The organism is Bacillus manliponensis (assembly GCF_000712595.1).
In the GTDB taxonomy this organism is placed as follows: Bacteria; Bacillota; Bacilli; order Bacillales; family Bacillaceae_G; genus Bacillus_A; species Bacillus_A manliponensis.
In genome coordinates, this window is sequence record NZ_JOTN01000025.1 from 37052 (window position 1) to 50043 (window position 12992).

Annotated in this window: 13 protein-coding genes; all 13 read left to right on the forward strand. The window is 38.3% G+C overall.

Annotation, left to right across the window (positions count from 1 at the left end):
- The first annotated feature begins 68 nt into the window (after nt 1–68).
- Complete coding sequence (gene ftsH / locus BAMA_RS20345) at nt 69–2000, forward strand: ATP-dependent zinc metalloprotease FtsH (RefSeq protein ID WP_034642937.1); 1932 nt, start codon at nt 69–71, stop codon at nt 1998–2000.
- A gap of 217 nt (nt 2001–2217) precedes the next feature.
- Nucleotides 2218–3006, forward strand: coding sequence for a type III pantothenate kinase (locus BAMA_RS20350; RefSeq protein ID WP_034642939.1), 789 nt, complete (start codon nt 2218–2220; stop codon nt 3004–3006).
- A gap of 6 nt (nt 3007–3012) precedes the next feature.
- The gene (hslO, locus tag BAMA_RS20355; protein WP_034642940.1) at nt 3013–3888 is read left to right on the forward strand and encodes an Hsp33 family molecular chaperone HslO; all 876 of its coding nucleotides are present in this window, start codon (nt 3013–3015) and stop codon (nt 3886–3888) included.
- 112 nt (nt 3889–4000) lie between these two features.
- A complete protein-coding gene (gene cysK, locus BAMA_RS20360) occupies nt 4001–4927 on the forward strand; it encodes a cysteine synthase A (RefSeq protein WP_275451152.1) in 927 nt (308 codons plus the stop codon).
- Between the two features lie 346 nt (nt 4928–5273).
- Nucleotides 5274–6671 (forward strand): anthranilate synthase component I, encoded by a 1398-nt coding sequence (gene trpE, locus BAMA_RS20365; RefSeq protein WP_034642946.1) that lies wholly within the window; start codon nt 5274–5276, stop codon nt 6669–6671.
- Between the two features lie 5 nt (nt 6672–6676).
- Nucleotides 6677–7264: an aminodeoxychorismate/anthranilate synthase component II gene (pabA, locus tag BAMA_RS20370; RefSeq protein ID WP_034642950.1), complete on the forward strand. Its 588-nt coding sequence runs from the start codon at nt 6677–6679 to the stop codon at nt 7262–7264.
- Nucleotides 7258–8115 (forward strand): aminodeoxychorismate lyase, encoded by an 858-nt coding sequence (gene pabC, locus BAMA_RS20375; protein WP_034642953.1) that lies wholly within the window; start codon nt 7258–7260, stop codon nt 8113–8115. The genes pabA and pabC overlap by 7 nt, the downstream gene beginning before the upstream one ends.
- Entirely contained in the window at nt 8105–8974 is an 870-nt protein-coding gene (folP, locus tag BAMA_RS20380; protein ID WP_084158075.1) for a dihydropteroate synthase, read from the forward strand. The genes pabC and folP overlap by 11 nt, the downstream gene beginning before the upstream one ends.
- Complete coding sequence (folB, locus tag BAMA_RS20385) at nt 8967–9329, forward strand: dihydroneopterin aldolase (RefSeq protein ID WP_034642960.1); 363 nt, start codon at nt 8967–8969, stop codon at nt 9327–9329. The genes folP and folB overlap by 8 nt, the downstream gene beginning before the upstream one ends.
- Entirely contained in the window at nt 9326–9841 is a 516-nt protein-coding gene (folK, locus tag BAMA_RS20390; RefSeq protein ID WP_034642963.1) for a 2-amino-4-hydroxy-6-hydroxymethyldihydropteridine diphosphokinase, read from the forward strand. The genes folB and folK overlap by 4 nt, the downstream gene beginning before the upstream one ends.
- The gene (locus tag BAMA_RS20395; RefSeq protein ID WP_034642966.1) at nt 9793–9996 is read left to right on the forward strand and encodes a helix-turn-helix domain-containing protein; all 204 of its coding nucleotides are present in this window, start codon (nt 9793–9795) and stop codon (nt 9994–9996) included. The genes folK and BAMA_RS20395 overlap by 49 nt, the downstream gene beginning before the upstream one ends.
- 19 nt (nt 9997–10015) lie before the next feature.
- Nucleotides 10016–11014 carry a tRNA dihydrouridine synthase DusB gene (gene dusB / locus BAMA_RS20400; protein WP_034642969.1) on the forward strand — a complete coding sequence of 333 codons (999 nt, stop codon included), beginning with the start codon at nt 10016–10018 and terminating at the stop codon, nt 11012–11014.
- Between the two features lie 158 nt (nt 11015–11172).
- A complete protein-coding gene (gene lysS / locus BAMA_RS20405; RefSeq protein WP_034642971.1) occupies nt 11173–12672 on the forward strand; it encodes a lysine--tRNA ligase in 1500 nt (499 codons plus the stop codon).
- Nucleotides 12673–12992: the final 320 nt, after the last annotated feature.

Genomic DNA, 12992 nt, shown 5'->3' on the forward strand with positions numbered 1-12992 from the left:
AATTGAATAGGAAAGATTTTCTATGTTACTATTTACTGTAGTGTCTATGCTGTGAGAGGAGGTTAGGAATGAATCGTATCTTCCGTAATACCATCTTTTATTTATTGATATTTTTAGTAGTAATTGGGATTGTAAGTTACTTTAATGGTTCTACACAAAAAACAACGCCAATTAGCTACGATAAATTCATTGCTAAACTTGAAAAAGGTGAGGTTCGTAATGTTCAGCTGCAACCAAAAAATGGTGTATTTGAGGTAAAAGGGCAGTTTAGTACGGACTCTCAAGAACAACAATTTGTAACATATGCTCCTAATACAGAAGTGTTACAAAGTAAGATTAATGAAAAAGTAGGAGAGACAGAAGTAAAATATCAACCGGCAGAAGAAACAAGCGCTTGGGTGACATTCTTTACTTCAATCATTCCGTTTGTGATTATCTTTATTTTATTCTTCTTCTTACTTAACCAAGCACAGGGCGGCGGAAGTCGTGTGATGAACTTTGGTAAGAGTAAGGCGAAGTTATATAATGATGATAAGAAAAAAGTTCGCTTCCGCGATGTAGCTGGAGCGGATGAAGAGAAGCAAGAACTTGTTGAGGTAGTAGAATTCTTAAAAGACCCTCGAAAGTTTGCTGAGCTAGGTGCTCGTATTCCAAAGGGTGTTTTATTAGTTGGACCTCCAGGTACAGGTAAAACATTACTTGCACGTGCTGTTGCTGGTGAGGCGGGTGTTCCGTTCTTCTCTATCAGTGGTTCTGACTTCGTAGAAATGTTCGTCGGTGTCGGTGCTTCTCGTGTTCGTGATTTATTTGAAAATGCAAAGAAAAACGCACCTTGTATCATCTTCATTGATGAGATTGATGCAGTAGGTCGTCAACGTGGCGCAGGTCTTGGTGGTGGTCATGATGAGCGTGAGCAAACATTAAACCAATTGCTAGTTGAAATGGATGGATTCGGTGCAAACGAAGGTATCATCATCGTTGCTGCAACAAACCGTCCTGACATTCTAGATCCAGCCTTATTACGTCCAGGTCGTTTTGACCGTCAAATTACAGTTGATCGTCCAGATGTAAATGGTCGCGAAGCGGTATTAAAAGTACACGCTCGTAATAAACCTCTTGCTGAGGACATTAACCTACGTGCTATTGCAGCTCGTACACCAGGTTTCTCTGGTGCTGATCTTGAAAACTTATTAAACGAAGCGGCATTAGTTGCAGCTCGCCAAGATAAGAAAAAGATTGATATGACTGATATTGATGAAGCGACAGATCGTGTTATTGCCGGTCCGGCTAAAAAGAGCCGTGTTGTTTCTGAAAAAGAACGTAATATTGTTGCATTCCATGAAGCAGGTCATACTGTAATCGGTATGGTGCTTGATGAAGCGGATATGGTTCATAAAGTAACAATTGTCCCACGTGGTCAAGCTGGTGGGTATGCGGTAATGCTTCCGAAAGAAGATCGTTACTTCATGACAAAACCAGAGTTACTTGATAAAATTACAGGTTTACTTGGTGGACGTGTAGCAGAGGAAATCGTGTTTGGAGAAGTTAGTACAGGTGCTCATAACGACTTCCAACGTGCGACTGGTATTGCAAGACGCATGGTAACAGAGTTCGGAATGAGTGACAAACTTGGTCCAATGCAATTTGGTAGCTCACAAGGTGGTCAAGTCTTCCTAGGAAGAGACTTCCATTCAGAACAGAACTATAGTGATGCAATTGCACATGAGATTGATGTCGAAATGCAAACAATCATGAAAGATTGTTATGCAAGAGCAAAACAAATTCTGACTGAAAAACGTGATAAGCTTGATTTAATTGCAAAAACACTACTTGAAATAGAGACGTTAGATGCAGAACAAATTAAAGGCTTATACGAAGATGGAAAGTTACCAGAGCGTAAAACATCTAACGAGTTCGTTTCTGAAGATGATGTAAAAGTAACAATTACATCTAAAAAAGAAAATGAGCAAGTAGAAGATAAAGAAGAGCCAAAGGAGTGACAATAGTCACTCCTTTTTCTTGTAGTAGGAATGGGGAAGGTAAAGGCCCTTTTTATAAAATAGAAAGATTAGAAATGGCAGAACAAATGAGTAAATATGATATGATGTTTGTATGAGTCTTATACATAGTAATGATTGTGTCACTTCTTATGGATGGTGGCATCGTGAACTTAGGGCAATATGATAACATAGATTAAAGAGGATAAGTGGTGAGAATATGATTTTCGTGTTGGATGTAGGAAATACAAATGCAGTGCTTGGTGTATTTAAAGATGGTGAGCTTTGCCAACATTGGCGTATGGAAACGGATCGTCATAAGACAGAAGACGAGTATGGGATGTTAGTGAAACAATTACTTGAACATGAAGGGCTTACGTTTCATGATATAAAAGGAATTATTATTTCGTCAGTCGTACCGCCTATTATGTTTGCTTTAGAACGCATGTGTGAAAAGTATTTCGGTATTAAACCACTCGTAGTAGGTCCTGGAATTAAAACAGGTCTCAATATTAAATATGAAAATCCTCGTGAAGTAGGGGCGGATCGTATTGTAAATGCAGTAGCTGGTATTCAATTGTATGGAAGTCCGCTTATTATTGTGGATTTTGGTACAGCAACTACATATTGTTATATTGATGAAAATAAAAATTATATGGGTGGTGTGATTACACCTGGTATTATGATTTCAGCTGAGGCTCTCTATAATAGAGCAGCTAAACTTCCTCGTATCGAGATTACAAGACCAAGCAGCGTAATTGGCAAAAATACAGTAAGTGCGATGCAGTCTGGTATTTTATATGGTTATGTTGGGCAAGTAGAAGGTATTGTAAGGCGTATGAAAGCGGAAGCTAAACAAGAACCAACCGTTATTGCAACAGGTGGATTAGCAAAGTTAATTGCAGAGGAATCTAATGTGATTGATACAGTAGATTCGTTCTTAACATTAAAGGGACTATATATGTTATATGAGCGTAATGCAAATTTACAACTTGAGAAAGGTGAATAAGTAAGTATGAAAGATTATTTAGTAAAAGCTTTAGCGTTTGATGGAGAAGTGCGCGCCTACGGTGTGCGTACAACAAATATAGTAAGTGAGGCACAAAGACGCCATGGTACATGGAGAACTGCTTCAGCAGCATTAGGTCGTTCTTTAACAGCTGGTGCAATGATGGGAGGTATGTTAAAAGGGGAGCAAAAGCTGACAATTAAAATTGAAGGTAATGGTCCACTAGGTCCAGTTTTAGTAGATGCACATGCAAATGGGGATGTACGTGGATATGTAACGAACCCACATGTTGATTTCGAGGCGACAGAGCAAGGGAAATTACGTGTATATGAAGCTGTTGGAACAGAAGGTTATTTAACAGTTATTAAGGATATCGGTATGCGTGAGCCGTTTAACGGTCAAGTACCTCTTGTTTCAGGTGAACTAGGAGAAGACTTCACGTATTATTTTGCTGTTTCTGAGCAAACGCCATCTTCTGTAGGCGTTGGCGTTCTTGTAAATGGTGACGATAGTATTTTAGCCGCTGGTGGATTTATTGTACAAATTATGCCTGGTGCACAAGAAGAAACGATTTCTTATATTGAAGAATGCTTACAAAAGATGAAGCCAGTATCCACTTTAATTGGAGAAGGACTTACTCCAGAAGAGTTATTGTATGAAGTGTTAGGAAAAGAAAATATAAAAATCTTAGAAACGACTGATGTGCAATTTAATTGTACTTGTTCCCGTGATCGTATTGAAGGTGTGTTAATTAGTTTAGGTAAAACAGAATTAGCGCAAATACGTGATGAGGAAGAAAAAATGGAAGTACATTGTCATTTCTGTAATGAAACGTATAATTTCTCCAAAGAAGATATTACGACTTTAATTGAAAACCTATAATTACAAGAAGGTTATTTGTCTTTTTAGAATCATCTAAATAGATTGACAAATAACCTTTTGTTTGGCAAAATGTTTATAAAACCAATAAAAATACTTGGTGTTAGGAGTGGCGATCATGCGAGTGGCACAATCAGTTTCAGATTTAATTGGAAAAACCCCAATTGTTAAATTGAACCGCATCGTAGAAGATGGTAGCGCAGACGTTTATTTGAAATTAGAATTTATGAATCCTGGAAGCAGCGTAAAAGACCGTATCGCATTAGCGATGGTTGAGGACGCTGAGAAGAAAGGATTATTACAAGAAGGCGATACAATTATTGAGCCAACAAGTGGGAACACTGGTATTGGGTTGGCGATGGTAGCAGCGGCAAAAGGATATAAGACGATATTAGTAATGCCAGAAACAATGAGTGTGGAACGTCGTAATTTATTACGTGCTTATGGGGCGGAATTGGTATTAACACCTGGACCAGAAGGAATGGGAGGTGCAATTCGTCAAGCAACGGAACTTGCAAAAGAACATGGGTATTTTATGCCACAGCAGTTTCAAAATGAATCTAATCCTGAGATTCATCGCCTTACAACAGGACCAGAAATTGTCCAGCAAATGGGAGATCAATTAGATGCTTTCGTATCGGGGATTGGTACAGGTGGAACAATTACAGGTGCTGGTGAAGTATTGAAAGAGCATTATAAAGATATTAAAATTTATGCAGTTGAGCCTGCGGATTCACCTGTTTTATCTGGTGGAAAACCAGGTCCGCATAAAATTCAAGGTATCGGTGCAGGCTTTGTTCCTAACATTTTAAACATAGAAGTATATGATGAAATCGTTCAAGTGAAGACAGAACAAGCATTTGAATATGCACGAAGAGTAGCTGGGGAAGAAGGGATTTTAGTTGGTATTTCTTCTGGTGCAGCAATTTATGCAGCCATCCAAGTAGCAAAGCAGCTTGGTAAAGGGAAAAAAGTACTTGTTATTATTCCGAGTAATGGTGAACGTTACTTAAGTACACCATTATATCAATTTGAATCATAATTATATGGAAAAAGCGTTCCGGATACGGGATGCTTTTTCTTTTTTCGTTTGAAAATAGGAAAAGAGTGAACGACTAATAAACTTCATGTAAAATAAATAATAGCGATAAAGTGAAACTTCAATTAGTGGGTGGTTTCATCTCTAACTGATTGTCAGTTGAACCAATCGAGCTTTTATGGGCTGCCCAACTCCCATCTGAACTTCTCTGAATCCTCTGAGTTTTGAGGTGGGGCTTATAACTCGTTAAGGCGGGATGAAGAGAATTTTTTTAGTAGTAAAGGTACGAAGACTACTGGAATACATTCCTCGTTTTTAATGGGGGAAGAAAAGAAGAAGAGGTGTTCAAATGCAACGAAGACAATCTTTAGCAATTTCATTTCCATATGAACTAGATTTTTTTAAGCAGTATAAATTTCTTTCGCAAAAGAAGAAGCACCATATTATTTTAGAGAGCGGCCGTGGTGGGCGTTATAGTATTGTTGGCCTTGATCCGGTAGCAATTATTCAAGGGAAAGATAATGCTTTACATATATTCGAAAATGAGAAGGAAACAATAGAAGAAGGGAATCCATTACAGCTCATGCAGCAATATATGGAGAAGTGGCATACGGAATACAATCCAGATTATCCACCGTTTCAAGGTGGGGCGATCGGTTATTTTAGTTATGACTGCATTAGATATATTGAAAAGATTCCTGCTTTAGCAAAAGAAGATATCAATATACCAGATGTCTTTTTCTTACTATTTGATGATGTGTTTATTTACGATCATAAAGAAAAAGTCTTATGGATTACGACGCATTATACAGATGATGCACAAGAAGCGGAAAATCGTTTAAATATATTAAAAGAAACATGGATGTCAGAAGCTCCTAATGTGACAATTCCTTTTGCTCCTCTAGCAAGTTATAAAGAGGATGTATCATTTACAGAAGAAACATTCGTGGGAGCAGTGCAGCGTATTCAAGAATATATAGGAGCTGGTGATGTCTTTCAGGTGAATTTATCAACGCGTCAAGAAAAGACCTTGCAAACGCATCCGCTTGAAATTTATACAAAGTTACGTGAAATCAATCCATCGCCATATATGGGATATTTAGAGCTTGGAGATTTTCAAATTGTAAGTGGTTCTCCCGAATTGTTAATTAAGAAGCAAGGAGACGAAGTAAGCACACGCCCGATTGCAGGTACACGTTCGCGTGGAAGAGATGAGAAAGAAGATGAACAGCTTGCAAAAGAACTCATTGAAAATGAAAAAGAGTGTGCTGAGCATGTCATGCTTGTTGATTTAGAACGAAATGATTTAGGGCGAGTGTGTGAGTACGGAACAGTGGAAGTAGATGAGTTTATGGTGATTGAAAAGTACTCTCATGTCATGCACATTGTTTCAAATGTTCGTGGTGAACTTCAGAAAGGAAAAGATGCATTTGATGTGACGAAGGCTGTTTTTCCAGGTGGAACAATTACAGGAGCGCCTAAAATTCGTACGATGGAAATTATTGAAGAACTTGAACCCGTTCGTCGTGGTATTTACACCGGTTCGATTGGGTGGATTGGTTATTCAGGAGATATGGAATTAAACATTGTAATTCGTACGCTCCTTGCAAAAGATGGACAAGCTTATGTACAAGCTGGGGCTGGAATTGTTATTGATTCAAACCCGCACAATGAATATAAAGAATCGTTAAAGAAAGCAATTGCTTTATGGCGTGCAAAAGAAAGTAGCGAAGAAACGGTTAGGTGAGAAAAATGATATTAATGATTGATAACTATGATTCCTTTACGTTTAATTTAGTGCAGTTTCTTGGAGAGCTTGGACAAACGTTAGTTGTAAAACGAAATGATGAGATTACAATTGAAGAAATTGAGGGAATGAAGCCGGATTTCTTAATGATTTCACCGGGACCTTGTAGTCCAGATGAAGCGGGTATTAGTATGGATGTGATTCGTCATTTTGCTGGGAAAATCCCGATTTTTGGTGTGTGTTTAGGACATCAATCGATTGCGCAAGTCTTTGGTGGTGATGTAGTTCGTGCAGAACGTTTAATGCACGGGAAGACGTCTCCAATGCATCATAATGGAGAAACGATTTTCGCTGATATTCCAAATCCCTTTACAGCAACACGCTATCATTCACTTATCGTAAAGAAAGAAACATTACCAGATTGTTTAGAAGTTACGTCTTGGACAGAGGAAGGAGAAATTATGGCGCTTCGTCATAAAACGTTACCGATTGAAGGTGTACAGTTTCATCCAGAATCTATTATGACTTCTCATGGAAAAGAGTTACTTCAAAACTTTATTCGTCATTATAGCCGGAGAGAGGCGTTATGTTAATTTATGTGAATGGTTCATTTGTAGATGCAAGTGAGGCGAAGATCTCTCCATATGACCATGGTTATTTATATGGTCTTGGTGTATTTGAGACGTTTCGTATTTATAATGGACATCCTTTTTTATTTGATGATCACTACGAGCGGCTTATGACCGCTCTTTCCTCTTTACATATTCGCTGGAATATGACAAAAGCGGATATTAGAGGGATTATAGAGAATCTTCTTGTGAAAAATGAGTTGCAGCATGCCTATATTCGTTTGAATGTATCAGCGGGTATTGGTGAGATTGGATTGCAGACAGATGAGTATGAAGAACCTTCTCTTATCGTATTTGTAAAGCCTTTACATGCACCGGGTGAAATTGTCGAAAAAGAAGGTGTAATTTTACGACAGACTCGTAATACGCCAGAGGGCAAAGTTCGTTTAAAGTCACATCATTATTTGAATAATATTTTAGGGAAACGTGAGCTAGGGAATACGAATACAAAGGAAGGTATTTTTCTTACGAAAGAAGGATATGTTGCTGAAGGGATTGTTTCGAATCTCTTTTTTGTAAAAAATCATATTTTATATACACCTGCTTTGCAGACGGGGATTTTAAATGGTATTACACGTATGTTTATCCTTAAAATCGCCGAAAGATTAAATTTAAAAGTGAAGGAAGATTTCTTTTTACAGGAGGAACTTCTTGCAGCAGATGAGGTATTTGTAACGAACTCTATTCAAGAAATTGTGCCGATTGTTAACATCGGGGAGGTTCGTTTTCCTGGGAAACAAGGAGTGATTACAAACGAGATTCTTTCGATATATAGCGAGCATCGTGAGATTTTGTGGAGCAAGGATGAGTTGTGAGGAGGGAATGAAGAATATGAAATACGATTACAAAGTGAAGTGTGGTCGATATACATTAGACTTCAATGAGAAGACATATATTATGGGGATTTTAAATGCAACACCAGATTCTTTTTCAGACGGTGGAAGCTATAACGAAGTAGAAGCTGCCATTCGTCATGCGGTTGAAATGGTGAAGGAAGGTGCGCATATTATTGATATTGGTGGAGAATCCACCCGTCCGGGGTTTGCAAAAGTATCGGAAGAAGAAGAGTTAAAGCGTGTTGTTCCGATTATTGAAGCTGTTTCGAATGAGGTAAATGTACCAATTTCTATCGATACGTATAAGGCCGAAGTAGCGAAGCGAGCAATTGAGGCAGGTGCTCATATTATCAATGATGTATGGGGAGCGAAGGCTGAGCCAAAAATTGCCGAAGTAGCGGCGCACTATGATGTACCGATTATTTTAATGCATAACCGAGATAATATGAACTACCGCAATTTGATGTCAGATATGATTTTTGATTTATATGAAAGCGTAAGAATCGCAAAAAATGCTGGTGTACGGGATGAGAATATTATTTTGGATCCAGGTCTAGGGTTTGCAAAAACAATGGATCAAAATTTGGAAGTTATGCGTAATCTTGAACAATTACATGTACTTGGCTACCCAATCCTCCTTGGGACTTCTCGAAAATCGTTTATTGGCCATGTGTTAGACCTTCCGGTAGACGAGCGAGTAGAGGGTACAGGAGCTACAGTTTGTCTAGGGATTCAAAAAGGATGCTCAATTGTACGAGTGCACGATGTGAAAGAAATGGATCGGATGACAAAAATGATGGATGCTATGCTTGGCAAAGGAGGGAATGGAGTTGGATAAAATCTTCGTCCATGATATGGAATTTTACGGATATCACGGTGTATTTCCAGAAGAGAATAAATTAGGACAACGTTTTAAAGTGGATTTAACTGTAGAGTTAGACTTGAAGAAAGCTGGGCAAAGTGACAACTTAGAGCACTCTGTTAACTATGGGGAATTGTATGAGCTTTGTAAGCGTGTTGTTGAAGGAGAAACGTACAAGCTTGTTGAGAGCATCGCGGAGAATATTGCGGCAAATATATTAGCGCAGTACAATTGTATTAGTCGTTGTACTGTAAAGGTGATAAAACCAGACCCTCCAATCCCGGGTCATTACCGTGCGGTAGCGGTAGAAATTGTGAGAGAACGTTCATGAAACATATAGCTTATATTGCGCTTGGGTCGAATATAGGTGAGCGCTATGCTTATTTATTAGAAGCGATTGAAATGTTAGGGGGGCATTCGCAAATTCGCGTTGAGGATATTTCCTCTGTGTATGAAACAGATCCGGTTGGTTATACAGACCAAGATAAATTTTTAAATTTAGTAATAAAAATTTCTACCAATTTATCACCGCAAGAATTACTGAAAGTAACGCAAAAGACTGAGAATGAATTAGGAAGAAAAAGGGAAGTTCGATGGGGGCCGCGTACCATTGACCTTGACATCCTTCTCTATAATCATGAAAATATTGAAGCAGAGAATCTTATCGTTCCGCATCCGCGGATGTTTGAAAGAGCTTTTGTTATCGTTCCGTTGTTGGAGATTAATCAAGAGATAAAACAAAACATTTCACGTTCACAAGTAGAAGAAATGAAAAGGCGAGAGGGAGTAACGGTATGGAAGCAGAGAAATGGGGAAGACGCATTCGTGCTTTTCGGAAGTTGAAAGGCTATACGCAAGAAGGTTTTGCAAAAGAATTAGGGGTATCTGTATCGGTTTTAGGTGAAGTTGAGAGGGGGAATCGTATTCCGACTCAAGAATTTGTTGTGGAAGTTTCTAAAACATTAAATGTTTCGATAGAAGAATTAATGCCGAAGTAACGTGAAAGGAGACAATTGTGTGTTAAAGATTGCAAACATTGAAATGAAAAACCCGGTTGTATTAGCACCTATGGCTGGAGTATGTAACTCCGCATTCCGTTTAACGGTAAAAGAGTTTGGTGCAGGGTTAGTGTGTGCAGAAATGGTAAGTGATAAGGCGATTTTATTTAACAATCAAAAAACATTAGATATGTTATATATTGATGAAAGAGAAAAACCGCTAAGCTTACAAATTTTTGGTGGGGAAAAAGAAACGCTTGTTGAAGCGGCGAAGTATGTAGATAAAAATACGACAGCAGATATTATCGATATTAATATGGGTTGTCCAGTTCCGAAAATTACAAAGTGTGATGCAGGAGCGAAGTGGTTGCTAGATCCGAATAAAGTGTACGAAATGGTAGCATCTGTCGTTGATGCGGTAGAAAAGCCGGTTACAGTAAAAATGCGTACTGGTTGGGATGAAGAACATATTTTCGCTATTGAAAATGCACAGGCAGTTGAGCGTGCAGGTGGGCAAGCGGTGGCTGTTCATGGTCGTACACGTGTACAGATGTATGAAGGAAGAGCAGACTGGGATATTATTAAGCAAGTGAAACAAGCGATTAATATTCCTGTTATCGGAAATGGTGATGTTGAAACGCCTCAAGATGCAAAGCGTATGCTTGATGAAATTGGTGTTGATGGTGTTATGATTGGCCGAGCAGCACTTGGTAACCCTTGGATGATCTATCGTACGGTTAAGTATTTAGAGACAGGTGAACTTATGCCAGAACCATCAGTACGTGAGAAGATTGATGTATGTATGCTTCATCTAGATCGTCTAATTGACTTAAAGAATGAAGATATCGCAGTACGCGAAATGCGTAAGCATGCTGCGTGGTATTTAAAAAGTGTTCGTGGTAATGCAAAAGTGCGTAATGGAATTAATGTATGTAACACACGTGCTGACTTTGCTTCTTTATTACATGGGTTTGTAGAAGAAGTTGAAGAGAAACAAAAGTCAATTCAAATTGGTTAAGAGTAGGAGTGGGGGTTTGACATTCATGCTCCGACTACCTATAATTACGTCTAAGAATAAGAACTGCCAGTGCATTGCTGGCAGTTTTTCTAGTTGCATAGAAAATGTTATACTGTATATATTGTAAATTTTAATAGAGCTGGAGTGATACTGTTACCATGGAGAACATGAACCATGAAGAATTAAATGACCAATTGCTCGTTCGTCGCGAGAAGCTACATAACTTACGTGAACAAGGAATTGACCCGTTCGGTAAACGTTTTGAGCGTACACACTCAACGAAAGAATTAACAGATTTATATAGCGAGCTTTCTAAAGAAGAGCTAGAAGGAAAAGAAATTGCTGTTTCATTTGCTGGTCGTATGATGACAAAGCGCGGTAAAGGAAAAGCGGGATTTGCACATATTCAAGATTTACATGGGCAAATTCAAATTTATGTACGTAAAGACGCTGTTGGTGATGAGCAATATGAATTATTCACAACAGCAGACTTAGGTGACTTAATTGGGATTGAAGGAACAATTTTTAAAACAAAAGTAGGCGAGCTTTCTATTAAAGCGACAAGCTTTACATTATTAACGAAATCTCTTCGTCCACTTCCTGATAAATATCACGGATTAAAAGATGTAGAACAACGTTATCGCCAACGTTACTTAGATTTAATTACGAGTATGGAAAGTCGTGAAACGTTCGTCGCTCGTAGTAAAGTAATTCGTGAAATGAGAAGATACTTAGATAACAATGGCTATCTTGAAGTTGAAACACCAATGATGCATGCAATTGCAGGTGGAGCATCTGCTCGCCCGTTCATTACGCATCACAATGCATTAGATATGGAATTATATATGCGTATCGCGATTGAATTACACTTAAAGCGCCTTATTGTTGGTGGACTAGAGAAAGTGTATGAAATTGGCCGTGTATTCCGTAATGAAGGTGTATCAACTCGTCATAACCCAGAGTTTACGATGATTGAGTTATACGAAGCGTACGCAGATTATAATGATATTATGGAACTAACAGAAAATATGATCGCTCATATTGCACAGGAAGTATTAGGTGCAACAACAATCCAATATGGTGAACATGAAATTAACTTAGCTCCGAAGTGGACAAGACTTCATATGGTGGATGCAATTAAACAATATTCAGGAGCAGACTTCTGGAGCCCAATGAGTGTTGAAGAAGCTCGTGCATTAGCGAAAGAGCACGGTGTAGAAGTGAAGGATACAATGGAAGTTGGTCATATCATTAATGAATTCTTTGAACAAAAAGTAGAAGAACATTTAATTCAGCCTACATTCATTTACGGTCACCCAGTGGAAATCTCTCCTCTTGCGAAAAAGAATGAAGAAGACCCACGTTTTACAGATCGTTTCGAATTATTCATTGTTGCTCGTGAACATGCGAATGCATTTACAGAGTTAAATGATCCAATTGATCAAAAAGAGCGTTTTGAAGCGCAATTGAAAGAACGTGAGCAAGGTAATGACGAAGCACATATGATGGATGACGATTATATTGAAGCTCTTGAGTACGGTATGCCTCCTACAGGTGGACTTGGAATTGGTATTGATCGTCTTGTTATGTTATTAACGAATGCGCCGTCTATTCGTGATGTGTTATTATTCCCTGCAATGCGACATAAGCAAGACTAAGCTTTGGAGATTTCTCCAAAGCTTTTTTAATTCTGGTTAGATATTATTATTGTAGTGTAATGTTTATGTGAAGGAATAAAAGGGATAATGAAGGTGTTTTTCTAATGTTTTATAGGTAGTAAAGTTTTTTTAAAAAAGCTATTGCATTTTAATAAGTGAACTGGTATATTTATATTCGTTGCCGCAAGAGGCAGCGGACGAAAGAAATGAAAACAACTTTTAAATAAAAAAGTTGTTGACGAAAATATAACGAAATGTTATATTGATAAAGTCGCTTCGGCGGCGAATGAGTTCTTTGAAAACTGAACGAAACAAACAAC